General features: G+C 64.8%; 27 protein-coding genes and 1 tRNA gene. 21 read left to right on the top strand and 7 right to left on the bottom strand.

Annotated features, from left to right (window positions below; genetic code table 11):
- Positions 1–78 precede the first annotated feature (78 nt).
- The 10 genes from BDOA9_RS25000 (at position 79) to BDOA9_RS24955 (ending at position 9,113) form a co-directional block, all read left to right on the top strand.
- Positions 79–315 carry a hypothetical protein gene (locus BDOA9_RS25000; RefSeq protein ID WP_025036695.1) on the top strand — a complete coding sequence of 79 codons (237 nt, stop codon included), beginning with the start codon at positions 79–81 and terminating at the stop codon, positions 313–315.
- Between the two features lie 37 nt (positions 316–352).
- Positions 353–574 carry a hypothetical protein gene (locus BDOA9_RS24995; protein ID WP_025036694.1) on the top strand — a complete coding sequence of 74 codons (222 nt, stop codon included), beginning with the start codon at positions 353–355 and terminating at the stop codon, positions 572–574.
- A 263-nt stretch (positions 575–837) separates the two neighbouring features.
- Positions 838–2,136, top strand: a complete 1,299-nt coding sequence (glyA, locus tag BDOA9_RS24990) for a serine hydroxymethyltransferase (protein WP_025036693.1) — start codon at positions 838–840, stop codon at positions 2,134–2,136.
- A 70-nt stretch (positions 2,137–2,206) separates the two neighbouring features.
- On the top strand, positions 2,207–2,689 hold the full coding sequence (gene nrdR, locus BDOA9_RS24985; RefSeq protein WP_007603426.1) for a transcriptional regulator NrdR: 483 nt from the start codon (positions 2,207–2,209) through the stop codon (positions 2,687–2,689).
- Positions 2,686–3,834 carry a bifunctional diaminohydroxyphosphoribosylaminopyrimidine deaminase/5-amino-6-(5-phosphoribosylamino)uracil reductase RibD gene (ribD, locus tag BDOA9_RS24980; protein ID WP_025036692.1) on the top strand — a complete coding sequence of 383 codons (1,149 nt, stop codon included), beginning with the start codon at positions 2,686–2,688 and terminating at the stop codon, positions 3,832–3,834. Before nrdR ends, ribD begins: the two co-directional genes overlap by 4 nt.
- On the top strand, positions 3,834–4,457 hold the full coding sequence (locus BDOA9_RS24975) for a riboflavin synthase (RefSeq protein WP_025036691.1): 624 nt from the start codon (positions 3,834–3,836) through the stop codon (positions 4,455–4,457). The genes ribD and BDOA9_RS24975 overlap by 1 nt, the downstream gene beginning before the upstream one ends.
- 111 nt (positions 4,458–4,568) lie before the next feature.
- On the top strand, positions 4,569–5,060 hold the full coding sequence (ribH, locus tag BDOA9_RS24970) for a 6,7-dimethyl-8-ribityllumazine synthase (RefSeq protein ID WP_025036690.1): 492 nt from the start codon (positions 4,569–4,571) through the stop codon (positions 5,058–5,060).
- 4 nt (positions 5,061–5,064) lie between these two features.
- Positions 5,065–5,562, top strand: coding sequence for a transcription antitermination factor NusB (gene nusB / locus BDOA9_RS24965; protein ID WP_025036689.1), 498 nt, complete (start codon positions 5,065–5,067; stop codon positions 5,560–5,562).
- A 202-nt stretch (positions 5,563–5,764) separates the two neighbouring features.
- Positions 5,765–6,757 (top strand): thiamine-phosphate kinase, encoded by a 993-nt coding sequence (gene thiL / locus BDOA9_RS24960; RefSeq protein ID WP_025036688.1) that lies wholly within the window; start codon positions 5,765–5,767, stop codon positions 6,755–6,757.
- Between the two features lie 235 nt (positions 6,758–6,992).
- A complete protein-coding gene (locus tag BDOA9_RS24955) occupies positions 6,993–9,113 on the top strand; it encodes a sodium-translocating pyrophosphatase (RefSeq protein WP_025036687.1) in 2,121 nt (706 codons plus the stop codon).
- Between the two features lie 175 nt (positions 9,114–9,288).
- On the opposite strand, the gene BDOA9_RS24950 is transcribed toward BDOA9_RS24955, so the two are convergent.
- A complete protein-coding gene (locus BDOA9_RS24950) occupies positions 9,289–10,290 on the bottom strand; it encodes a Bug family tripartite tricarboxylate transporter substrate binding protein (RefSeq protein WP_025036686.1) in 1,002 nt (333 codons plus the stop codon).
- 214 nt (positions 10,291–10,504) lie between these two features.
- On the bottom strand, positions 10,505–11,011 hold the full coding sequence (locus BDOA9_RS24945; protein ID WP_025036685.1) for an outer membrane protein assembly factor BamE: 507 nt from the start codon (positions 11,009–11,011) through the stop codon (positions 10,505–10,507).
- A 98-nt stretch (positions 11,012–11,109) separates the two neighbouring features.
- Between BDOA9_RS24945 and BDOA9_RS24940 the strand changes: the two genes are divergently transcribed.
- From BDOA9_RS24940 to BDOA9_RS24905, 8 genes are all read left to right on the top strand, one after another.
- Positions 11,110–11,661, top strand: a complete 552-nt coding sequence (locus BDOA9_RS24940; protein WP_025036684.1) for a ubiquinol-cytochrome C chaperone family protein — start codon at positions 11,110–11,112, stop codon at positions 11,659–11,661.
- Positions 11,658–12,221 (top strand): YceD family protein, encoded by a 564-nt coding sequence (locus BDOA9_RS24935; RefSeq protein ID WP_025036683.1) that lies wholly within the window; start codon positions 11,658–11,660, stop codon positions 12,219–12,221. The genes BDOA9_RS24940 and BDOA9_RS24935 overlap by 4 nt, the downstream gene beginning before the upstream one ends.
- 300 nt (positions 12,222–12,521) lie before the next feature.
- A complete protein-coding gene (gene plsX, locus BDOA9_RS24930) occupies positions 12,522–13,583 on the top strand; it encodes a phosphate acyltransferase PlsX (protein ID WP_025036682.1) in 1,062 nt (353 codons plus the stop codon).
- Positions 13,580–14,560: a beta-ketoacyl-ACP synthase III gene (locus BDOA9_RS24925; RefSeq protein ID WP_025036681.1), complete on the top strand. Its 981-nt coding sequence runs from the start codon at positions 13,580–13,582 to the stop codon at positions 14,558–14,560. The genes plsX and BDOA9_RS24925 overlap by 4 nt, the downstream gene beginning before the upstream one ends.
- A 132-nt stretch (positions 14,561–14,692) precedes the next feature.
- The gene (locus BDOA9_RS24920; RefSeq protein ID WP_025036680.1) at positions 14,693–15,034 is read left to right on the top strand and encodes an integration host factor subunit alpha; all 342 of its coding nucleotides are present in this window, start codon (positions 14,693–14,695) and stop codon (positions 15,032–15,034) included.
- Positions 15,035–15,058: 24 nt separating this feature from the next.
- The gene (locus tag BDOA9_RS24915; RefSeq protein ID WP_025036679.1) at positions 15,059–15,634 is read left to right on the top strand and encodes a MerR family transcriptional regulator; all 576 of its coding nucleotides are present in this window, start codon (positions 15,059–15,061) and stop codon (positions 15,632–15,634) included.
- A 112-nt stretch (positions 15,635–15,746) separates the two neighbouring features.
- Positions 15,747–15,824, top strand: a tRNA-Pro gene (locus tag BDOA9_RS24910).
- 330 nt (positions 15,825–16,154) lie between these two features.
- Positions 16,155–16,646: a DUF421 domain-containing protein gene (locus tag BDOA9_RS24905; RefSeq protein WP_042336754.1), complete on the top strand. Its 492-nt coding sequence runs from the start codon at positions 16,155–16,157 to the stop codon at positions 16,644–16,646.
- Here BDOA9_RS24905 and BDOA9_RS24900 read toward each other — a convergent pair.
- The 3 genes from BDOA9_RS24900 to BDOA9_RS24890 form a co-directional block, all read right to left on the bottom strand.
- Positions 16,621–16,920: a hypothetical protein gene (locus tag BDOA9_RS24900; protein WP_025036678.1), complete on the bottom strand. Its 300-nt coding sequence runs from the start codon at positions 16,918–16,920 to the stop codon at positions 16,621–16,623. The genes BDOA9_RS24905 and BDOA9_RS24900 overlap by 26 nt on opposite strands.
- Positions 16,917–18,170 carry an OpgC domain-containing protein gene (locus BDOA9_RS24895; protein ID WP_025036677.1) on the bottom strand — a complete coding sequence of 418 codons (1,254 nt, stop codon included), beginning with the start codon at positions 18,168–18,170 and terminating at the stop codon, positions 16,917–16,919. Before BDOA9_RS24895 ends, BDOA9_RS24900 begins: the two co-directional genes overlap by 4 nt.
- Before the next feature lie 367 nt (positions 18,171–18,537).
- Complete coding sequence (locus BDOA9_RS24890; RefSeq protein WP_244521519.1) at positions 18,538–19,095, bottom strand: TetR/AcrR family transcriptional regulator; 558 nt, start codon at positions 19,093–19,095, stop codon at positions 18,538–18,540.
- A 184-nt stretch (positions 19,096–19,279) separates the two neighbouring features.
- On the opposite strand from BDOA9_RS24890, the gene BDOA9_RS24885 reads away from it, so the two are divergent.
- Entirely contained in the window at positions 19,280–20,254 is a 975-nt protein-coding gene (locus tag BDOA9_RS24885) for an alpha/beta fold hydrolase (RefSeq protein WP_025036675.1), read from the top strand.
- Positions 20,255–20,404: 150 nt separating this feature from the next.
- On the opposite strand, the gene BDOA9_RS24880 is transcribed toward BDOA9_RS24885, so the two are convergent.
- On the bottom strand, positions 20,405–20,644 hold the full coding sequence (locus BDOA9_RS24880; RefSeq protein WP_025036674.1) for a hypothetical protein: 240 nt from the start codon (positions 20,642–20,644) through the stop codon (positions 20,405–20,407).
- Between the two features lie 408 nt (positions 20,645–21,052).
- Between BDOA9_RS24880 and BDOA9_RS24875 the strand changes: the two genes are divergently transcribed.
- Positions 21,053–22,024 (top strand): SDR family NAD(P)-dependent oxidoreductase, encoded by a 972-nt coding sequence (locus tag BDOA9_RS24875; protein ID WP_025036673.1) that lies wholly within the window; start codon positions 21,053–21,055, stop codon positions 22,022–22,024.
- Positions 22,025–22,369: 345 nt separating this feature from the next.
- Positions 22,370–23,482: an alpha/beta hydrolase family protein gene (locus BDOA9_RS24870; protein WP_025036672.1), complete on the top strand. Its 1,113-nt coding sequence runs from the start codon at positions 22,370–22,372 to the stop codon at positions 23,480–23,482.
- 9 nt (positions 23,483–23,491) lie between these two features.
- Here the strand turns inward: BDOA9_RS24870 and BDOA9_RS24865 are convergent, their stop codons facing one another.
- Positions 23,492–23,998, bottom strand: a complete 507-nt coding sequence (locus BDOA9_RS24865; protein ID WP_025036671.1) for a MarR family winged helix-turn-helix transcriptional regulator — start codon at positions 23,996–23,998, stop codon at positions 23,492–23,494.
- Positions 23,999–24,141: the final 143 nt, after the last annotated feature.

The following is a 24,141-nucleotide window of genomic DNA, read 5'->3' as shown; positions in this document are numbered from 1 at the left end:
ACCTGCGAAAAAATCCCCCGACGACCAGGAACCAGTTCCCAGGTCGGCGCTTATCTCCTTCGGATCGGAGAAACGGCGATGCTGGTCGAGCGCGGGCTTCAGGCGATGAACGTGGAACTCGTCAGTGAGGCCTATGCCATCGCCGCAAACTACCTTCGCCGCTCCGGCGCGATCCCGGACACGCTCGTCACCGACGAACGCCTGCTCCACCTGATCGTCAAGCTGCTCCAGCAGGGCGAATTCAACAAGATCAGGCTGGCCAACACGGCCATCGCCCGGTTCCAGGCGCAGACCGAGGCCAGAGCGGTTGCCTGATCAGAACCCCCGAAATCCCGACCAACCAGAGGATGCCATGGAAGCCGCCATCGACCGCATCATGCAGACCTATGACCTGCTCGCCAACCGCACCGCGGCGGCCAGCGCGGAGGCGCGTGAAAAGGTCACCAACTACCTCAATATCCTGATGGAAGCCGGCGAGACCGACACCCACAGGTTGACCGTCTGCGGCCTGACCTATCTGCGCCAGCTAGACGGCAGCGTCGACCCGGTGAAAGCGGGGTATACGGGGCTGTAGAGGGACGACGGCTGCGCCCGGTGGCGGCCGGCAAAAGATCAGGCCCAGAGCGGTTCCAGCCCGGATGTTGAGGGGGAGCGGTCTGGCAAAACCGATCCCGGGCTGAAAAACCCCAATCCACCATATCTTGCATAAATATCAGTCCCGACCCGCAAACCCTTGGCCTGTTGCGGGCGATGTGGTAGATCGCGCGTGCTTCCGACCGCCACACCAGACCCGCCCGTAGCCCGCCAAAAGGCTGCGGCGGTGGAGATATTCGCAAGATGACCCTCGCCAAAACCGCCTCCGCGCCCGATTCGTTTTTCACCGCCTCGCTCGAGCAGGCCGATCCGGAAATCGCCGCCGCCATCAAGGGCGAGCTCGGCCGGCAGCGCCACGAGGTCGAGCTGATCGCCTCCGAGAACATCGTCAGCCGGGCCGTGCTGGAAGCGCAGGGTTCGGTCATGACCAACAAATACGCGGAAGGTTATCCGGGCGCGCGCTATTACGGTGGTTGTGAGTGGGTCGACGTCGCCGAGAACCTCGCGATCGATCGCGCCAAGAAGCTGTTCGGCGCCAATTTCGCCAACGTGCAGCCGAACTCCGGCAGCCAGATGAACCAGGCGGTGTTCCTGGCGCTGCTGCAGCCCGGCGACACCTTCATGGGTCTCGATCTCGCCGCCGGCGGCCATCTCACCCACGGCTCGCCCGTCAACATGAGCGGCAAGTGGTTCAAGGCCGCGCATTACACCGTGCGCCGCGAGGACCAGATCATCGACATGGATGCGGTCGCCAAGCAGGCCGAAGAGGTCAAGCCGAAGCTGATCATCGCCGGCGGCTCGGCCTATTCGCGCGCCTGGGACTTCAAGCGCTTCCGCGAGATCGCCGACAGCGTCGGCGCCTACCTGCTGGTCGACATGGCGCATTTCGCCGGGCTCGTCGCCGGCGGCGTGCATGCTTCGCCGGTGCCGTACGCGCACGTCACCACCACCACGACGCACAAGTCGCTGCGCGGTCCGCGCGGCGGCCTGATGCTGTGGAATGACGAGACGCTGACCAAGAAGCTCAACTCGGCGATCTTCCCGGGCCTGCAGGGCGGCCCCCTAATGCACGTGATTGCGGCCAAGGCGGTCGCTTTCGGCGAGGCGCTGCGTCCGGACTTCAAGGTCTACGCCAAGAACATCGTCGAGAACGCCAAGGCCCTGGCCGAGACCTTGAAGGGCCATGGTCTCGACATCGTCTCCGGCGGCACCGACAATCATCTGATGCTGGTCGATCTCCGGCCCAAGGGCCTGAAGGGCAACGTCTCGGAGAAGGCACTGGTCCGCGCCGCCATCACCTGCAACAAGAACGGCATCCCGTTCGACCCGGAATCGCCCTTCGTCACCTCGGGAATCCGGCTCGGCACCCCGGCTGCGACCAGCCGCGGCTTCGGCGTGGCCGAATTCCAGCAGGTCGGCGGCATGATCGCCGAGGTCCTCAACGCGATCGCGCAATCCTCCGACGGCAAGGCGCCGCTGGTGGAGGCTGCGATCAAGGAACGGGTCAAGGCGCTCACCGACCGCTTCCCGATCTACCAGTAAGGCGTCGCATGATCCGGAAAAGTGGGTACCGGTTTTCCGAAGAGATCATGCGAAAATAAAGGTCACACGGATGCGCTGCCCGAACTGCAACAGTCTCGATACGCAGGTAAAGGACTCGCGTCCGACCGAGGACTCGTCCGTGATCCGCAGGCGGCGCGTGTGCGTCGCCTGCAATTTCCGCTTCACCACATTCGAGCGCGTGCAGCTGCGCGAGCTCACGGTGATCAAGCGCAACGGCCGCCGCGTGCCGTTCGACCGCGACAAGCTGATGCGCTCGGTGTCGATCTCGTTGCGCAAGCGGCAGGTCGAGCCCGAAAGGGTGGAGAAGATGGTCTCCACCATCGTGCGCGAGCTCGAGACCGGGGGCGAGGCCGAGATCTCCTCGGAGGTGATCGGCGAGACCGTGATGGAGCATCTGCGCACGCTCGACGACGTCGCCTATGTGCGCTTTGCCTCGGTCTACCGCAATTTCCGCGAGGCCAAGGATTTCGCCGATGTGCTCGGCGAGCTCTCCGGCGAGGAGGAAGCGCGGCTCGCCGCGATCCGCAAATGATCTTCCGCATCCTGGAAGACCAGTTCGCGCAGAAGACCCGCGAGGCCAAGGATGCTGATCGCCGTTTCATGGAGCTGGCGCTCGCGCTGGGCAGGCGCGGGCAGGGGCGGACCTGGCCCAATCCGGCCGTTGGCGCCGTCATCGTCAAGGACGGCGTCATCGTCGGCCGCGGCTGGACGCAAGCAGGCGGACGGCCGCACGGCGAGCCCGAAGCGTTGCGGCGGGCGGGCGATGCGGCGCGAGGCGCCACGCTCTATGTCACGCTGGAGCCGTGCTCGCATTTCGGCAAATCTCCGCCTTGCGCCGATGCGGTGATCGCCGCCGGCATCAAGCGCGTGGTGGCGGCGATCGAGGATCCCAATCCGGAAGTGGCGGGCCAGGGCCATGCGCGCCTGCGCGCCGCCGGCATTTCCGTGGACGTCGGTCTTTGCGCAGCGGAGGCTGCGTTCGACCATGCCGGCCATCTCCGTCGCATCCGTGACCAGCGTCCGCATGTGATCCTGAAGCTCGCGGTCTCGCCCGACGGCAAGATCGGTGCTGCCGGCGGCAAGCCGGTTGCGATCACGGGCGAGGCCGTGCGCGATCGCGTGCACCTCTTGCGCGCGCAATGCGACGCCATCCTGGTCGGCATCGGCACGGTGCTGGCGGATGATCCGCAACTCAACTGCCGCCTGCCGGGCATGGCGGCGCGCTCGCCGGTGCGCGTGGTGCTCGACCGGAGCCTGCGCATACCCGCATCGAGTCAGCTGGTTCGGTCCGCGCGCGAGACGCCGCTCTGGGTGATCGCGTCCGAGCTTGCGGAAGCGGCCGCCGCGACGCGTCTTGGCGCGGCCGGTGCGCAAATGATGCGCATGCCTCCGGGGAGTGCATCCGGATTCGATCTCTCGGCCGTGCTGCATGCGCTGGGGGAGAAAGGTATCACGCGGCTGATGGTCGAGGGCGGCAGCCGCGTTGCGGCTTCGTTCGTCGCGGCGGATCTGGTCGACGAGATCTGGCTGTTCCGCGGCGCGGAAGAGGTCGGCGAGGGCGGCGTCGATGCGCTCGATGCATTGCCCCTGTCGAAAATCACGCAGTCGCAGGCCTACAAGGTTCATGCTAGCGACACCTACGGCAAGGATACTCTCACCATCTACGAGCGCGCGTAATGTTCACCGGCATTGTCACCGATATCGGCGAGATCGTCAGCTTCACGCCAACGGTGCAGGGCCAGCTGCACCGGCTCCGCATTGCCTGCCGCTACGATCAGAGCACGATTGCGGACGGCGCCTCGATCGCCTGCAACGGCGTCTGCCTGACCGTAGTTGGCTCCGGCGTGGCGGATGGCAGGGACTCTAAGCAAAGGACCTGGTTCGACGTCGACACCGCGGCCGAGACGCTGGCGTTGACGACGGCCAAGCACTGGAAGGTCGGCACGAGGCTCAACCTCGAGCGCGCGCTGAAGATCGGCGACGAGCTCGGCGGCCATATCGTCGCCGGCCACGCCGATGGCATTGCAACCATCGTCAGCCGCGAGGACTTGCCGGATATGGCGCGGTTCGTGCTCTCGACGACCCGGGAGCTGGCCCGGTTCATCGCCACCAAGGGCTCGATCACGCTCGACGGCGTCTCGCTGACGATCAATACGGTTGCGGACGTGACCTTTTCGGTGCTGATCATCCCGCACACGTTGACGGTCACCACGATCGGCGGCTGGAAGGCGGGTGATGAGGTCAATATCGAGGTCGACCTGATGGCCCGCTACGCGGCGCGGCTGACGGAAATGAAGTGACGGTGCCTAAAGATCGTCATGCGCGGGCTTGACCCGCGCATCCATCCTCTTAAGAGGGGCTTGCCCGATGGATTGCCGGGTCAAGCCCGGCAATGACAGAATAGGTTGACCATGGCAGACGCGCGGCGCGCTCCCCTGAAGGACCAGACCGACATTTCCGGCGCGCGGGCGCTGATTGTCGAGGCGCGGTTCTATGACGATCTCCAGGATGCGCTGCTGGACGGCGCGGTCGCCGAGCTGAAGGCGGCCGGCCTGACCCACGACGTCATCACGGTTCCCGGTGCGCTGGAGATTCCCGCGGCCGTGGCCATCGCGGTCGATGCCGCGGCGGCCAACGGCAAGCCCTATGATGCGGTAATCGCGCTCGGCTGCGTGATCCGCGGCGACACCATTCATTTCGAGATCGTCTCGCAGGAATCCTCGCGCGCGCTGATGGACCTCGCCGTGGCGCGGAAGCTGCCGCTCGGCAACGGCATCCTCACCGTCAACACCGAGGCGCAGGCCTGGGCGCGGGCGCGCGCCAGCGAGCTCAACAAGGGCGGCGATGCCGCGCGCGCCGCGCTTGCGATGCTGCGCATCAAACGCCGCCTGGCGCAGGCCTGAAGCCATGGCCGATAACACCAAGAAGCCGACAGGCGCTGTCGAGAAGAAGGCGAACCGGCGCGGCGCGGCGCGGCTTGCTGCCGTGCAGGCGCTGTACCAGATGGACATCGCCGGTGCCGGCATCAACGACATCTTTGCCGAGTTCGAAAGCCATTGGCTCGGCAACGAGGTCGAGGGCGACACCTACCTGCCGGCCGAGGCGGCGTTCTTCCGCGACGTCGTCTCCGGCGTCGTGCGCGACCAGAAGAAGCTCGATCCCCTGATCGACGAGGCGCTGTCGAAAGGCTGGCCCTTGAAGCGGATCGAGGCGATCCTGCGCGCGGTGCTGCGGGCAGGGGCTTATGAGCTGCAGCACCGCAAGGACGTGCCGGGCCGGGTGGTCGTCTCCGAATATGTCGACGTTGCCAATGCCTTCGTCGATCGCGAGGAGACCGGCATGGTGAATGCGGTGCTCGACCAGATCGGCCGGCAGTTTCGCGGCGACGAGTTCGGGCGGGGGTAGTTTCCCGCGAGGGCGGTGAGGTGATGCGAGACGGCTGCCCCACATTCCGCTGTCATCACCCGCGAAGGCGGGTGATCCAGTACGCCGCGGCCTATCGGGCTGACACGACCGTCTTCGGAATACTGGATCGCCCGGTCTCCCTTTCGAAGACGCGCTTCGCGCTTTTGCCGGGCGATGACGGCTGTGGATGTGGTTGGCGCTGATGGCAAACAATCCCTCCGGCGAAGACTCCCTCATCGCGCGCTATTTCAAGCCGCTGGCGACCGATCCCGGCGCGTTCGGACTGGTCGACGACGCTGCGGTGCTGCCCTCGTCCGGCGAGGACATCGTCGTCACCACCGACGCCGTGGTCGAGGGCGTGCACTATCTTGCCAGCGATCCGCCTGACACCATCGCGCGCAAGGCGCTGCGGGTGAACCTGTCCGATCTCGCGGCCAAGGGCGCCGTGCCGGCTGGCTTCGTGCTGACGCTGGCGTTGCGCAGCAAGGAGGATGGTTGGCTCCGTCCCTTTGCCGACGCGCTGGGCGAGGACGCCAAGGCCTTCGCTTGTCCTCTGCTCGGCGGCGATACGGTGTCGACGCCGGGCCCGCAGATGATCTCGATCACCGCCTTTGGCCGCGTGCCGCGGGGGCGGATGATCGGCCGCACCGGCGCAAGGCCGGGCGACCGCATCCTGGTGACGGGCACGATCGGCGATGCCGCGCTCGGCCTCGACGTGCTCAAGGGCGGCGCTGTGGCCGCCGCGTTGGCATCCGATCCTGCGGCACGGGATTTTCTGGTCTCGCGCTATCGGGTGCCGCAGCCGCGCAATGTGCTGGCGCGGGCGGTGCGCGATCATGCCACCGCGGCGATGGACGTCTCCGACGGCCTCGCCGGCGATCTGACCAAGCTCTGCGCCGCCTCGGGAGTCTCGGCGTCGGTGGACGTGCCGAGCGTGCCGCTTTCGGCCGCGGCGGCCGCCCTGTGCGCCCGCAGCGTCGCGTCTGTCGAGACGCTGCTTGCAGGAGGCGACGACTACGAGGTGCTGTGCACTGCTCCGCCAGCGCAAAGCGACGCGCTGATTGCCGCGGGGCGGGCCCTCGGCATTGCCGTCACCGCAATCGGGACGATCACGGAAGGGCAGAAGCCGCTGCACTTCCTGGACGGGCAGGGCCAGGACCTGCTTTTGACGCGGCTTTCCTACAGCCACTTCTAGGAATTGCTCCAAACCGGCATCCTGGTTCTCAGCACTTGGTCCTAAATACCTGCCGAGATCGGCCTTTTGGCCTGATCCGGCGTTGCACCCTCAATTTGATTTTGGCAAGCTCGCGGCCGACTGGAGCCGCCCCCTAAGGGCAAGGGGGCGGCTTTGTTCAAAATCAAGGCGCCGCACCGCACGACGGAACACAAAAGGCGCCGGGGGTACATCAAGGATCTGAGGCAAACATCACATGACAGCATTATGGTTGATAGTGCTCTGCGGAGCGCTTTCCGTCGCCTACGCGATTTGGGCGACGTCTTCGGTCTTGGGCGCGGATGCGGGGTCGCCGCGCATGCAGGAGATCGCAGGGGCGGTGCGCGAAGGCGCACAGGCCTATCTGCGGCGCCAGTACACCACGATCGGTATCGTCGGTATCGTCATCTTCGTGCTGCTTGCCTATTTCCTCGGGCTCTATGTCGCGATCGGTTTCGCCATCGGCGCGATCCTGTCCGGCGCCGCGGGCTTCATCGGCATGAACGTCTCGGTCCGCGCCAATGTGCGCACCGCCCAGGCCGCGACGACGTCGCTCGCCGGCGGCCTGGAACTCGCCTTCAAGGCGGGCGCCATCACCGGACTTCTGGTGGCCGGTCTCGCGCTGCTGGGTGTGACCCTCTATTTCGGCTTCCTGGTCCACTCGCTGAAGCTCGCGCCCGATAGCCGTGTCGTCGTCGACGCCCTGGTGGCGCTCGGCTTCGGCGCCTCGCTGATCTCGATCTTCGCCCGTCTCGGCGGCGGCATCTTCACCAAGGGTGCGGACGTCGGCGGCGACCTCGTCGGCAAGGTCGAGGCCGGTATTCCCGAGGACGACCCGCGCAACCCCGCGACCATCGCCGACAATGTCGGCGACAACGTCGGCGACTGCGCCGGCATGGCCGCCGACCTGTTCGAGACCTATGCGGTGACCGCGGTCGCCACCATGGTCCTGGCGGCGATCTTCTTCGCCAAGACGCCGATCCTCGCCAACATGATGACGCTGCCGCTCGCGATCGGCGGCATCTGCATCATCACCTCGATCATCGGCACCTTCTTCGTCAAGCTCGGGCCGAGCCAGTCGATCATGGGCGCGCTCTACAAGGGCCTGATCGCGACCGGCATCCTGTCCCTGATCGGCATCGCCCTGGTGATCTACTATCTGATCGGCTTCGGCAAGCTCGACGGCGTCAACTACACCGGCCTGGCGCTGTTCGAATGCGGCGTGGTCGGTCTCGTCGTCACCGCGCTGATCATCTGGATCACCGAATACTACACCGGCACCGACTATCGTCCGGTGAAGTCGATCGCCCAGTCCTCGGTGACCGGCCACGGCACCAACGTGATCCAGGGCCTCGCCATCTCGATGGAGGCGACCGCGCTGCCCGCGATCGTCATCATCGCCGGCATCCTGGTCACCTACAGCCTCGCCGGGCTGTTCGGCATCGCCATTGCGACCGCCACCATGCTGGCGCTGGCCGGCATGATCGTCGCCCTCGACGCCTTCGGCCCGGTGACGGACAACGCCGGCGGCATTGCCGAGATGGCGGGATTGCCGAAGGAGGTGCGTAAGTCGACCGACGCCCTCGACGCGGTCGGCAACACCACCAAGGCGGTCACCAAAGGCTACGCGATCGGCTCGGCCGGTCTGGGTGCGCTGGTGCTGTTTGCGGCCTACAACGAGGACCTCAAGTTCTTCGTGGCCCGCTCCGCACAGCATCCCTACTTCGCCGGCGTCAATCCGGACTTCTCACTGAACAATCCCTACGTCGTCGTGGGTCTCTTGTTCGGTGGCCTGCTGCCGTATCTGTTCGGTGCGATGGGCATGACCGCGGTCGGCCGTGCGGCCGGTGCGATCGTCGAGGAGGTCCGTCGTCAGTTCCGCGAGAAGCCGGGTATCATGCAGGGCACCGACAAGCCGGATTACGGCAAGGCGGTCGACCTGCTGACGCGTGCGGCGATCAAGGAGATGATCATCCCCTCGCTGCTTCCGGTGCTCTCGCCGATCGTCGTCTACTTCCTAATCTATGCGATCGCGGGCGGCGGCGCGGCCGGCAAGTCGGCGGCGTTCTCGGCCGTCGGCGCGATGCTGCTCGGCGTGATCGTGACGGGCCTGTTCGTCGCGATCTCGATGACCTCGGGCGGCGGCGCCTGGGACAACGCCAAGAAGTACATCGAGGACGGCCATTTCGGCGGCAAGGGCTCTGACGCCCACAAATCCGCGGTGACCGGCGACACCGTCGGCGATCCCTACAAGGACACGGCGGGACCTGCGGTGAACCCGATGATCAAGATCACCAACATCGTGGCCCTGCTGCTTCTGGCGATCCTGGCGCACTGAGCGGCGTACAGGTGACAAAAGAAGACCCCGCGGCGCGAGCCGCGGGGGTTTTGTTTGATGGGCCGGATGCTCTCACCACGTCATTGCGAGGAGCTCTTGCGACGAAGCAATCCAGGGTCTTTCCGTGGAGGCAGTCTGGATTGCTTCGCTTCGCTCGCAATGACGAAAGAGAGACCTACTGCACGTCCATCTGCAGGCCTTCCTTCTGGATGATGCCGGCGAACTTCTTCGTCTCGGCGTCCACGAAGGCGGCGAACTGCTCCGGCGTGCCGTAGTCGGCGCGGGCGCCCATGGCGGCGATCTGCTTCTTGACGTCGTCGCGCTCCAGCATCGCCTTGACCTGGAGATTGAGCGCATTGAGCACGTCGGGCGAGACGCCCTTCGGCAGGAACACGGAGAACCAGGAGGAGATGTCGAAGTTCGCCAGCTCCGGCGCGCTCTCGCGCATGGTCGGCAGGTCTTTCGCGAGGTCGCTGCGCTCGGGCGTGGTGACGCAGAGACCGTTGAGCGTGCCGCTCTGCACTTGCGGCAGGCTCGGATAGAGATTGTCGAACAGGATCTGGATGTCGCCGGCAAGGGCGGCCTGCAGCGCGGGGCCGGCGCCGCGGAACGGGATGTGCGTCATCTTCAGGCCGGTGAGCTGGAGAAACCAGGCGCCGGTGAGGTGAGGGCTCTGGCCGACGCCGGAGGAGGCGTAGCTGAGCTTGTCCGGATTGGCCTTCAGGTAAGCGATCAGCTCGGGAATCGACTTGATGCCGGTCTTCGGATGCGCCGAGACGATGTTCGGAATCCGGATCATGTTCGAGACCGGCTGAAGCTGGTCCGGCTTGTAGCTGAGGTTCTTGAAGATGCTGTAGGCGATCGCGTTCGGGCCGGGATTGCCGACCAGGATGGTGTGACCATCCGGTTTGGCGCGTACGGCTTCGGCGGTGCCGATCGTGCCGCCGCCGCCGGAGCGGTTCTCGACCACAGCCGACTGGCCCCAGGCGGTTTGCAGATGCGCGGCCAGGAGCCGGCCCATCACGTCGGTCGAGCCGCCGGCTGCGGCCGGCACGATGAGACGAACGTTTTCGGTGGGCTTCCAGTCGGCAAGGCTCGATCGCGGCAGAATTGCTGCGGCCGAAAGGCCGGCAGCACCGGCGAGCACGTGACGGCGGGACAACAGAGGTTTAGGCACGAATCCACTCCTGCTTTTTGCTTTGCGGGAACCGTAGGGAACAGCACGTGCGACCGCAAGTCGCGCGCGACGACAACTGCCGCGCAGAGAGCGGCACGACGACGCAGGCGTAAGCCCATATGCCTTGCGATGGAATTAAGGGCTTCAGGAGTCTCGTTCGACGCCCATTTTCGATCGAAGCGACAAGCCGCTTCGATCGAATCCTTCGACGGCCTCAGTTGAAGCTGAGCAGCTTGAACAGCGGGGTGAGGTAGCTCATCTCCTGGCCCGACGTCGGCGTGGTGCGGCTGATGAAGTCGAAGATCTTGCCGTCCTGGAGACCGTAATTCGCAAGCCGGCGCACGCGCCGGGTCTTGTCGAAATAGACCGCGATGACACGCTGATCGACCACCTTCTGGTTCATGAAGGCGACCGGGCGCTCCGAGCGCTGCGAGATGTAGTAGAACACTTCACCGTCGAGGGTCGCGACCGTCGAAGGCGTGCCCATCACGATCAGCACCTGATCCTGGCTCGCGCCGATCGGAATCTGTTCGAGCGCGCCGGGCGGCAGGATGTAACCCTTCTGGAACTGCTCGCCGGTGCAGGCTGCAAGGGCCACGCCGACCAGGGTCACGGCGGCGAGCATGCGCAGGCCGCGCCAGCGCAAATGAACTCCGCGCCAGTAGGCATGAAGGCCGCGCCGCATGTCCGCGCGCGGGCTGATCTGGTTCATTGTCGTCATAGCGGAACTGATTCCGTCCCCTTGCGTCGCGCGAGGCGCTGAAGTACCGGGCTGGGCGTCTGAATGCAACTCGCGCGCGCCCGCTTGCGGAAACCACAATGCTTTGGCCGTTCAATCACTTCAGGAAACCCCGGCGAACCCCGCCAGGCACCATTGAGGCCATCTATGGCATGATCGTGACGCAGGCGCGAGAACCCATATTTTACCGGGACTTGGGCGTGCCCGATACGGTTAACGGGCGTTTCGACCTGTTGCTGCTGCATCTGTGGCTGCTGCTGCGCCGCCTGCGTACCGTTCAGGGTGCCGCGGAGCTGTCCCAGGCGCTGTTCGACCGCTTCTGCGAGGACATGGACGACAATCTGCGCGAGATGGGGGTCGGCGACCAGACCGTGCCGAAGCGGATGCGGGCCTTTGGCGAGGCCTTCTACGGCCGCGTCCAGGCCTATGACCAGGCGATGGACGCCGGCGGCGAGGCGCTGGCAGCGGCGATCTGCAAGAATATCTTGAATGGGACCGGCTTCGACCAGGCGAAGCGGCTCGCGGCCTATGCGAGGGCCAGCGAGGCCGAGCTTGGCCGGACCGGCGAGGCCGCGCTGCTGCGCGCGTCCTTCAAGTTTCCCCCGGCGTTGCCAGAGGATGTCACGCCATGAGCCGATCAGATACCGAGCGCGATCCCTGGCGGGCGCCCGTCTTCGTTGCGCAGATCCCGGATGGCGGGCTGCATCGCGAGCTCGAGGCATCAGTGGCCGAGCGGCAGGCGATGGCGGAGGTCGCGGGCCTGCGCGAGGTTCTGTCCGCCCAGGCCAGCTTCGATGTCGTGCCGAAAAGCGGCGGGCGGGTCCAGGTCACGGGCCTCGTCCGCGGCCGGATCGGCCAGACCTGCGTCGTCACGCTGGATCCGATCGAGAGCGAGATCGAGGAGGAGGTGGACCTGATGTTCGCCCCCGAGGCCGAGGCGCGGCGCCTCGCCGATCTGATCGAGGAGGGCCAGGACGGCGACGCGCCGCCCGAAATTGCCGACCCGCCCGAGCCGATCACGGGCGGCATCATCGACCTCGGCCGGCTCGCCACCGACGTCCTGTTCCTGGCGATCGATCCCTATCCGCGCAAGGAGGGGGCCGTGTTCGAGGCCGAGGTCACCGCTCCCGACCCCGAAGACCATCCCTTCGCCGTGCTGAAGGCATTGCAGGACAAGAAGAAGGGCCAATGAGGGGCGTTTTGCGCTCGCGGCCGCCTTGCCAGGGGACGCGAGCCATTTGCCTCGATGGTTTGGGACAGCTGTTTATCTGTCTGATTTCAATGTGTTTCTCGCGAAATCCGCGGCCGGCGGCCGGATCGCCCCGAATGCAAAAGGCTGGGGGCAAGAGGTTGTTTCGGGGGTACAAAACGCTATTGTCGCGCCCCGGTCCGGGTGCGGCGTGGCGCTTGGCCGGCCGCCATCCCGGTGGCGAACCCATTTTGCGGCCCCGCTGATCCCAAAGCCGCACCAGACCAGGTTTCCAGGACTTTCATGCCAAGCAAGGTTCGCATCGCGCTGGACGCCATGGGGGGCGATGTCGGCCCCGCCGTGGTCATTCCGGGCGCCGCGATCTCGCTTGGGCGGCATCGCGACACCGAGTTCCTGCTGGTCGGCGACCGCGCCAGGATCGAGCCCGAGCTCGACCTGCACCCGAAGCTCAAAGCGGTCTCCAAAATTGTCCACACCGACGTCGCCGTCAGCATGGAGGACAAGCCGAGCCAGGCGCTGCGGCGCGGCCGCAAGACCTCCTCGATGTGGCTCGCCATCGATGCGGTCAAGAAGGGCGAGGCGGATGTGGCGATCTCCGCCGGCAATACCGGCGCGCTGATGGCGATGGCGCGCTTCCACCTGCGCACGCTGCCGGGTATCGACCGCCCGGCGATCTCGGCGATCTGGCCGACTCTGCGCGGGAAGTCCGTCGTGCTCGATCTCGGCGCCACCCTCGGCGGCGATGCCCACCATCTGGTCTCGATGGCGGTGATGGGCGCGGCCAAGGCGAGCGTGCTGTTCAACAAGACCCGGCCGACGGTCGGGCTGCTCAACATCGGCGCCGAGGAGATCAAGGGGCACGAGGAGATCCGCGAGGCCAGCGAGATCCTGCGGGCGCGGAACCTGCCGGAGCTCGACTATATCGGCTTCGTCGAGGGCGACGGCATCGGCAAGGGGCTCGCCGACGTGATCGTCACCGAAGGCTTCAGCGGCAACATCGCGCTGAAGGCAGCCGAGGGAACCGCACGGCAGATGGCGGAATTGCTTCGTCACGAGATGCAGCGGAGCTGGACGTCCAAGCTCGGCTACCTCTTCGCCCGCAGCGCCTTCCAGGCCCTGCGCGACAAGATGGATCCCAACAAGTCCAATGGTGGCGTGCTGCTGGGACTGAACGGTGTGGTGGTCAAGAGCCACGGCGGAACCAACGCCGAAGGCTTTGCCTATGCGATCGATGTTGGCTATGAGATGGCTCACTACGATCTCCTGAACAAGATCAATCAGATGCTCAACCGCGAGGGTGGTGCACTCAGTTCCGTGCAGGCCGCGCAGGAGGCTGTTTCGTGACTCAGATTCGTTCGGTCGTGCTCGGCTGCGGCTCTTATCTGCCGGAGCAGGTGGTGACCAACGCCCAATTGGCGGCGCGCATCGACACCTCCGACGAGTGGATCGTGCAGCGCACCGGCATTCGCGAGCGGCACGTCGCGGCCGAGGGCGAGTTCACCTCGCATCTGGCGATCAGGGCGGCGCAGGCCGCGCTCAACGACGCCGGCGTAGACGCGCAGTCGATCGAGCTGATCGTGCTGGCGACCTCGACGCCGGACAACACCTTCCCTGCAACCGCGGTTGCCGTGCAGCACGGGCTCGGCATCAATCATGGCGCGGCCTTCGATCTCCAGGCCGTGTGCTCGGGCTTCGTGTTCGCGCTCGCCACCGCCGACAACTTCCTGCGCACCGGCGCCTACAAGCGCGCGCTGGTGATCGGGGCGGAGACCTTCTCGCGCATTCTCGACTGGAACGACCGCGGCACCTGCGTGCTGTTCGGCGACGGCGCCGGCGCCGTGGTGCTGGAAGCGCAGGAGCAGCCCGGCAATGCCGCGACCGACCGCGGCATCGTCACCACTCACTTGCGCTCCGACGGCCGCCACAAGGCAAAGCTGTATGTCGATGGCGGGCCGTCCTCGACCCAGACTGTCGGCCATCTGCGCATGGAGGGCCGCGAGGTCTTCAAGCACGCAGTCGGCATGATCACCGACGTGATCGTCGATGCCTTCAAGGCGACCGGGCTCAATGCCGAGGGCATCGACTGGTTCGTGCCGCACCAGGCCAACAAGCGAATCATCGACGCCTCCGCGCACAAGCTTCACATCGCGCCCGAGAAGGTGGTGCTGACGGTGGACCGTCATGGCAACACCTCGGCGGCCTCGATCCCGCTGGCGCTGTCGGTTGCGCGCAAGGATGGCCGCATCAAGAAGGGCGACATGGTCCTTCTGGAGGCCATGGGCGGCGGCTTCACCTGGGGCTCCGCGCTGGTGCGCTGGTAAGCCACACCGATAAAATTTTGCCGGAATCACCGCCGATTATCGATACGTCTGCATTGATGTGCGGTGTTGACCGCACTATCGTAAGCTCATAATTTCAGACAAGAATTGTTCGCCGTGAGGTGGGGCAGGGCGATGAGCGAGACCAGCAAAACCGTAACGCGTGTCGATTTGTGCGAAGCCGTCTACCAGAAGGTGGGCCTGTCGCGCACGGAATCGTCTGCCTTCGTGGAACTCGTGCTGAAGGAGATCACCGACTGCCTGGAGAAGGGCGAGACGGTGAAATTGTCCTCGTTCGGGTCCTTCATGGTGCGCAAGAAGGGGCAGCGCATCGGCCGCAACCCGAAGACCGGCACCGAGGTGCCGATCTCGCCGCGTCGCGTCATGGTGTTCAAGCCGTCGGCGATCCTGAAGCAGCGGATCAACGCCCAGCACCGCACCAACGGCGACGCCACCAAGGCTCAAGAAGAGGCATAACCGCTTTTCGGAAAGGACTGGCCTTTGGACAAGGCGCCGGATGCGTTCCGAACCATCAGCGAAGTAGCGCAGGAGCTCGACATTCCGCAGCACGTGCTGCGGTTCTGGGAGACCCGCTTCTCCCAGATCAAGCCGATGAAGCGCAGCGGCGGCCGCCGCTATTACCGCCCCGACGACGTCGACCTGCTCAAGGGCATCCGCCGGCTGCTCTACGGCGAGGGCTACACCATCCGCGGGGTGCAGCGGATCCTGAAGGAGCACGGCGTCAAATCGGTGCAGGGCCTCGCGGACAGTGCGGCCGCGGTCTCGTTCGGCGCGATCGAGGACGCCATCGGCGCGAGCCTGCTGGAGCCCGAGGACGAGGCCCCCATCAAGGGCGTCACCGACACCGACGATGACGACTTCCAGGGCGACGAAGAGGAAGGCATCGACTTCCGCTTCACGGAGATCGACGACGAGGAGATCCTCACCACCTTCCGCAAAGCCGGCGCCGCCGCGCCCGCCGGCCCCAGCGCGCTCGACCGGGAGCGGCTGGAGCGGGTCCTCGGCGACCTCGTCGCCTGCCGGGAGATGCTGGACCAGGCGCTGAAGGATGGGTAGGGCGGCGTCAGGCCGGCTTTGCGAGGCAGTTCCGGGGGCGTGGCCGGGTGGCACCAAAATGCTGCGGCCTCGCCTTGCGCATCGCGCCGATCCTAGCTAATGGAACGACGTTCGGAGCGTGGCGCAGCCCGGTTAGCGCACTAGTCTGGGAGACTAGGGGTCGGAGGTTCAAATCCTCTCGCTCCGACCATTTTTTCCAAAACATGAGTCGGGTGGATGATTGTCGGCGTGGAGCCTGCTCCGGGCCGCGAGGGATGCCTGTGACCAGAAGCGCGGCGGGCGTGCATCAAAACGCCGAAAACAACCCCATGCACAGTAGCGATGTCCTTGAGTCATATGGTTTTTCCGAATCGATGCGCCGGACAGGGGTAAGGAGCGGATCGTCCGGAGGAAAATGACGATCGAGCTGTCGCCTGGAGGCTCAAATCTTGATCATCCTCCTCGCAATTCCGAAACCGTTCGGATCCGATAAGAGTTTCGATACGCGGCATCGGGACGCTTCCATTTGGGCGAGAGCAACATGTTTCAGTTATCGTGGAGCGAAATCTTCGTCCCGACGCATTCCGTCATGGAAATGATCGTGCGGGGCACCATCATGTACCTCGGCATCTTCACGTTGATGCGCTTCATTCTGAAGCGTCAAACCGGCGGGCTCAGCATCCCCGATCTGCTTCTGGTCGTCCTGCTGGCGGACGCGGCGCAGAATGGCATGGCGGGTGAATACCACTCGATCACAGAAGGTATCGTGCTCGTTGCCACCATCATCTTCTGGAATCTTGCCATCGACTGGGTCGGGTATCATGTGCCCTTCGTGGAGCGGCTTGCTCGGCCGGCGCCGCTCCTCCTGATCAAGAACGGGCAGGTCCTTCGCCGCCACATGCGGCAGGAACTGGTGACGATGGATGAGTTGATGAGCAAACTTCGCGAGGAGGGCATAGCGAGCCCCTCTGACGTCGTAGAGGCCTATATCGAGGGCGACGGAAACATCAGCGTGAAAAAGAAGGAAGCCTGACGGCCTTCGTCTGCCCGCCCATCCACGTCGTCTCGTCCACCAGCACCGTCACCATCTTCTCCGACCGAATCTCTTCGTTCAGCACCATGTTGTGCGCTATGGCTTCGATCGTGCTCACGCACATGAAGGCTGCGAGGGCGTGGATCTCGTGGCTGCAGGCTTCGACCTCCGCGAGCTGGCCGGAGCGGGGAATCTGCTCGGCGAGGGCGCGGTGCAGGTTCGGGTCGATCGAATGGGCCTCGATCGCGACCGTGACGGCCGGCGCGGTTGTCAAACTTCCGTTAACGGCTGCTGCTGCGTATCCGTCCCGCGAGCGACCTGCGGCACCGTTCCGGGGGCGCGCAGTACAAGATGATCGAGGGAGCCGGTGTTTTCCGGCGCCCTCTTTCCATCCACCGGACTCTCATGTGAAGGTTTCTCCACTCGCTTTGACCAGGATCTGTAGTAGGCAACCGCCGTCATGATCGCGATTCCCGCAGCTCCGACGAGCAGTTGAGCGAGGATGCCGTTCCCTGCCAACTGCAGGATGAAGTACCCGATGAAGGCTAGGAGAATGCCCACACAGAACACTTCGAGGGACTGCTGGCCGCACTTTGCCAGGGGGCGCACGATGCTGGCTCGTAGCCAGCGCGCATCGATCGGTATGAACCGGGCACCAAGAATAATCAGCACCATCAAATGAAGATAGCGATAGGGCGCCAGATTGGTCTTGTCGTTGGGATTGAAAAGCTCGAACAAGGCAGGCGCAAACAAGGCCCGCAGCTGAAGCTGGTGAGCAGCTAACGTCATGATCGCCGCAAAAATCAAATAGGCAACCGCAACAACCAGCACGAACCTGGACCGCAGCAAGAAATGCAGACGCCCCGCACCCGTCAACGCGAGCCACGCGCCCGTGACAAACAGAAGCTGCCACGCCAGCGGATTGAAGTACCAGCTTCCCGACGGATAGGAAGGCAGGTTCCATTGGAATTGCCGCGCAGCGAGATACAACAGCACCGACCCGATCATGGCGGCGTCGGGAAATCTCAACATCAACCAGAGGATCGGAGGAAACAGGCCCATCAAGACGACGTAGAGCGGCAGCACGTCCAAATTCAGAGGCTTGTATCGCAGCAAAAGCCCCTGCGTCATCATCTCGATCGGCGCGCTGGTGACCGGTCCGGCGTTGAACAGATCGACCAGATCAGGCGCGTTGAACCTCTCCGACAGGAAATGGATGAAAGCCAGGTAGATCATGAATAGCACGATATGGGCGGTGTAGATTTGCCATACGCGCCTGAAGAGCCTGCTCGTTCCGAACACAAAGCCTCGCTCCATCTTTCGGGTATAGACGAGCGCCGAGGTGTAGCCGGAGATGAACACGAACAGGTCGGCCCCGTCGCTGAATCCATAATTTCGGAACGAACACCACGCCAGCACTGTGCCGGGCACATGGCCGAGAAACATCGCCCAGTTGGCGAGGCCGCGAAACAGGTCGAGACGCAAATCACGTTGCGGTGGTGGCAGCGCAAGCGCGAGCTTCATTCTGCTTTCCGTCGTGTCACGATTCACGATCGATGTCCGCGCCCCGGCACTCCGCCGGGATCGCTCACGCTACATGGCAGGCAATATGACACCCATATGACAATGTTGGCGCGCTGAGGCCAGCGGGATATTGACCTGAGTCAAGCGGCCCGCCGAGAGCCCGGGTGCGATGCATGGTAACTTGGTCCCGAGCAAACGCGCGCGCTGTGTCATCGGGCTTGGCGAAGTGGGCGCTTCCTCGATCCGTCGTGTTCGGACGTTACGCATTACGGTGGCAGTGCATTCAACTGGCGCGGCTCTCAGGGCGCAGGGCGCTGCCTCATCCAAATGGACGCGCGGTCACCGATTTCCGTAATCTCAGGCTCCGCTACCTCAAATACCCCACCACCATCCTTGTCGTTTCGTCCACCAGCACCTTCACCATCTTCTCCGACATCATCTCTCCGTTCAGCACCGTGTTGTGCGCCACCGCTTCGATCGTGCTGACGCACATGAAGGCTGCGAGCGCGGGGTCGATCTTGCGCATCTCCTTGCGGTGGCGTTCGAGATAGGCGCGCACGAGGGCGTGGATTTCGTGGCTGTAGGCTTCGACCTCGGCGAGGTGGCCGGAGCGGGGGATCTGCTCGGCGAGGACGCGGTGCAGGTTGGGGTCGATGTGATGGGCCTCGATCGCGACCGTCACGAGGCGGCGCACGGCCTTCTCGATCGGCAGGTCGGCGACACCAGCGAAGGCGGCGCGGACGACATTCATGATCGCATCGTTGTGGCGATCGATCACGGCGGCGACGAGCGCTTCCTTGCTGGGAAAATATTGATAGAGCGAGCCGACGCTGACGCCGGCGACGTCTGCGATGCGGTTGGTGCTGGCCTTCTCGAAGCCTTCCTTGACCAGAATGCGAGCAGTTGCCTCGATCAGTGCGTCCACCGTCGCGCGGGACCGCTCCTGTGAGGCGTTTTTCCGGGGTTTTGTGGGCGGTTTGCGGGCCACGGCCTTGTGATCCGAATGCGAGTAGGAAAAGCGAGTGAATGCTCGCATTATAGCGGCAAGTGGCGGCGGGTCGGCAAGCCTCTTCGTCGCCGGGTCGAAACAGCCGGATGGGGATGTGGCGATGAGCGTTGCGAGACTTGTATCGGCCTTTCAATTCTGTCCGGGCAGCTGCGTATTCGGTGCGCGGGCGCCGCGCGATCCCGCCCCGAGCCTGCAAAGCCGGGCATTCAATTTGCTGCTGCGGCAGCTTCCCTACAAGCAGCAGCTGGCATCTGCCGAAGCGGTGCAGGCACATGTGCAGAAGCTGGCGCTGGCACCGGCCTCTCATGAGCCGATCGGGGTCGGCCGCGGCGTCGAGGTGACGCTGACCAAGATGGGCGGGTGGCCGGTCTACTACACCGCGCCGGCGTCAGGCTTTGAGGGCTGCAACTACGTCATGTTCCTGCATGGCGGCGGCTACATCAACGAGATCGTGCCGGCGCATTGGCGCTTCGTCGGTGAGATGACGCGCAAAGCGCGAATCTGCTGCGTCGTGCCGATCTACCCGCTGGCGCCGCGCGCGACCGCCACGGACGTCGTGCCGGCGACGGCCGAGCTGCTGCGCATGCTGCTGGAAGACGCGGGCGAGGCAAAGGTGACGGTCGTCGGCAATTCGGCCGGCGCCGGGCTTGCGCTCGCGGCCTGCCAATGGCTGCGCGATCGCGGTCATCGGCAGCCGAGCCGCATGCTGCTGATCTCGCCTGCGGCCGATGCCTCGGTCAGCCGTCCGGAGCAGGTTGCGATCGCCTCGCGCGATCCGATCCAGGACATTCCGGGCATGGTGGAGGCGGCACGTCTTTATGCCGGCGAGCTCGATGTCGGCCATCCCTTGGTCAGCCCGCTCAACGGCAGTTTCCGCGGGCTCGCGCCGATGACGATCTTTTCGGGCACGCGCGATCTTCTCTATCCCGACAGCGTCGATCTTGCCGCAAGGGCGAGGGCGGTGGGCGTGCCGGTCGAGCTGCATCTATTGCGCGAGCAGCCGCACAACTTCGCGCTGATGCCGACGCCGGAAGGCCGGCGGGCACGCGCGATCATCTTGCGTGAGGTGGCTTAGAAGGAGGGCGTGATCATTGTCACAGAGCGCCTGCCGCGATCGGTCCGGCGCTGGCGGTGTCCGCACGGAGGGGTAAGCGGCCCCCGGGGCGTTTCCTCTTGATCGGTCGTCCTGGTATCCGTGGTCCCGGTACCAGGAGTTTTGCGGGCCTTAGGCGTGGCCCTTGATCTCGTAGTGACCCGGCACGCATTTGTAGCGCTCGAGGCGCCAGTTCGCGTGATAGATCGGATGCTCGCCCATCCACTTCGCGAGGGGCGCCTGTGCGCCGATCGCGCACTGCATCAGCGAAATCTCGGGTGTCATGTTGCTGTCGGTCACGATTTCCTCGACGCAACTGCCTGAGCTGGCTGCGCCAAGCCGGCAAAGCACGGCAACGACGGTCACGAACATTCCTATCACCTCGTCGGTTGTTTCTGACCACGAAGAGGATGCAAGCGGAGTGCCAGAGCCTGTGACACGCAAACAACACGCTGGCCTGGCCGACTCGACCCAGCGTCCACCCCCCATTTGGCGATTCGGATTGTAAAAAAATTGCCATTAACCCGAAGCCGGACAAATACGGGCAACCCGCTGGAAAACACCCGCGAATGATCGATTGTCCGGGCCGCGTCGCCTATGAGCCACTTCACAAGGCCCGCGCGCAGCATCGCGCGTAGTCCGCCCGCCGAAATTACCGACGACGAAGATGCACCGCACGGCTTTTACCCGCGGATGTCGCGCTGCTACAGTTTTGCGCGCGCCGCGGCCAGCGGCGCCGTGACCAAGAAACACACCGACAAGGGGAGGGACCGAAGTCCCATGAAGGATTTTGCTGGAAAGATCGCAGTCATCACCGGCGGCGGCACGGGAATGGGGCGCGAGCTCGCGCGGCAGCTCGTCGCCGAAGGCTGCAACGTCGCGATGTGCGACGTCTCGGAAGCGGCGATGGCCGAGACCAAGCGGCTCTGCGAGGCCGAGAAGCTGCCGCAGGGCCTTCGCGTCACGACGCATGTTGCCGACGTCGCCATCGAGGATCACCTGAAGCGGTTTCGCGACGAGATCGCCGAGCAGCAGCAGACGGACAGGATCCATCTCTTGTTCAACAATGCCGGCATCGGCGGCGGCGGCAGCCTGTTCACCAACACCCGCGAGCAGTGGGAGCGCACCTTCAACATCTGCTGGGGCGGGGTCTATCTCGGCGTGCGCACCTTCCTGCCGATGCTGGTCGCCGCCGACGAGGCCCACATCGTCAACACCGCGAGCGTCAACGGCTTCTGGGCCTCGATCGGCATGGGGCAGGCGCACACCGCCTACAGCGCCGCCAAGTTCGCGGTGAAGGGATTTACCGAAGCGCTGATCAACGATCTTCGCCTGCACGCCCCGCACGTCAAATGCTCGGTGGTGATGCCCGGTCATATCGGCACGTCGATCGTCGCCAATTCGCGCAAGGTGCAGAGCGGCGACGGCTCGGAGCGGCTCAATGCCGACGAGGTGGCGCTGACCCGCAAGCGCATGGCCGCGGCCGGCGTGCCGGATGCCGACAAGATGTCGGACGAGGACATCCAGGCGGCGTTCGCCGAGCGCGCCCGCAGCTTCCTGGAGGACGCGCCGACCACGGCCGCGCAGGCGGCGAAGATCATTCTCGACGGCGTCAAGGCGGAGCGGTGGCGCATCCTCGTCGGCGAGGATGCCAAGCGCCTCGACGAGCGCGTGCGCGCCACGCCGGAGCAGGCCTATGACCGTGCCTTCTACGAAAGTTTTACGCAGGAGGTCGGCTGGCGGCTTGGTTGAGCCCGCCTCAGGGGCGCCTATCGCATCCGAGAGCTTTCCCTGTGGCCATCCTTCGAGACGCCCGCTTTGGGCGGGCTCCTCAGCGCGAGGTTAGCGCGCCCAGCGGGGCGCGTTAATATGGGTATGATGATCGTCATAGCCAGAGAGGCTCGAACAATTTTAAGTGCCTGCTCCTGCCAATGCTGGTCCCACTCCACGAGCTGTGGGGATGTCACGCATGCGTCATGACGATGTTCAAGCGATGTTGATCTCAAAAGCCTGTCATGGCGCGCGCCGTGCCTTGGTCGCCGACCTGAAATGGTCTAGTCAGTCGAGATAACGCGACGATTAGAGCGTAGCTATCCGATGATGCCCGAATGCCTCTCCGACGACTGGATCCTTTGCCCGGAACGAGAGGACATTTCCGCTGAGTTCACGCGGCTGCTGACGACGGCCCAGGAGGGCGGCGCCACGATCGCGGAATGCCTGATGATCGCGCGGCAGCTGGACCGTGGCGACGACCGCTCCTGGCATCGCGAATGGAAGAAGCTGGCGCAGACCAATCGGCAGCGCGCGGAGGCCGCGTTCGCGGAAGGGCACCTGGCCAGTGCGCAACGCAATTGGCTGCGTGCGCTGAACTATTATGGGGCCGCTGCGATACCGCTCGACGCCGCCGACGAGCGCCGCTGGGTCGCAGTGCTGGCGATGCAGGAATGCGCGCGCTGCTACCTCGCCGCGCGCAGGCCGGCCGGCGAGGTGGTGACCATACCCTGGCTCGACGGGCATTCGCTGCAGGGCTATTTCCTTCCTGCGTCATCGGGGACGGAGCCGGCGCCGACCGTGATCTGCATCGGCGAGCCCGGCCACCGCAAGGAAGAATTTCTGTTCAAGCTCGTGCCGCACGCACGCGAGCGCGGCTTCTCGATGCTGGCGCTCGACCTGTTCGGCGACCAGCGCGACGATTTCCTCGAGGTGCTCTTGCGGCGCAAGGATCTCGAGAGCGCGATCCCCGGCGTCATGGACTATCTGGAGACGCGGCAGGACGTCGATTTCGCGCGCGTCGGGATCATCGCCGATGGCTGGGGCTCGTCCTTCGTGGCGCGCGCGGTGCTGCATGAGCCGCGGCTTGCCGCCGCCGTCTGCGACGGCGGCCTGTGGGACCTGCACGAGCGGGCCTTCTTTGCCAGCCGATTCGCGATGAGCGACGTCAGCATCGTCCCGGTGCCGCATGCGCCGCTGATGGCCTCCAGCGCCGATTGCCCGGTGTTGATCACGCTCGGCGAGGACGGCTGGCTCAAGGCCGACCGGGCGCGTCAGCTCGTCCGCAATTCCCGGCTCGGCAGCTCGGATGTCACGCTGAAAGTATTCACCGCAGCGGAGACCGGCGCGGCGCAGGCCCATGCCGACAATCCGAGCCTTGCCAACGAGTACATCTTCGACTGGCTGGAATCGCGGCTCGGCGGCGCCCGGCGAATCTAGGGCCTGCCATCAGAAGTCCAGGCTGAGGCGGACGCAGGCCTTTTCCAGCCGGGTTTTCAGCGTCGCGAGCTTGGTGGTGAATTCGGCGAGCTCGGCCTCGTCGAACTCCTGGAAGACGAATTCCTTGATGGTCTTGTACTGCTCGTTGAGGCTCGCCAGATGCTTCTGCGTCTTCTCCGTCAGGGACAGCCGGACCACGCGCGCGTCGGTCGGCGAGGGGCGGCGGCGCAACAGGCCCTTCTTCTCCAGCAGCTTGGACTGGGTGGTGACGAAGGACGGATCGACGTGGAGGAGCTTGGACACGACGTTGACAGGAATGCCGTCGTCCTTGTCGAGGTCCGAGATGGCCATCAGGATCAGCCATTGCGGCCCGCTGATGCCGAGCGTCCTCGCCCAGAACTGACGCAGCTCCTCGAGATACATGTTGATCGACGATATCTCCCAGGTGAATCGCCTGATGATATCCAGGTTGCCGATGGTGCGCAGGCGCGCCCCTTCTTTCCTCGTCGCGGACACAGCGTCACTCCCGCAAGCTGATTCTCTTCCCGATCGTTGTTTGGGAGCATAGTCCACGCAACTCTGCCCTGACGCAAGTGCAGAGCAGGCTAATTGTGTCACGAAAACTACAAATATGACCCGATCAGCCTTTTCGGCTCATC

Origin of the sequence: Bradyrhizobium sp. DOA9 (genome assembly GCF_000617845.2) — a bacterium.
Taxonomy (GTDB): Bacteria; Pseudomonadota; Alphaproteobacteria; order Rhizobiales; family Xanthobacteraceae; genus Bradyrhizobium.
This window is presented reverse-complemented; position numbering and strand designations above follow the sequence as displayed.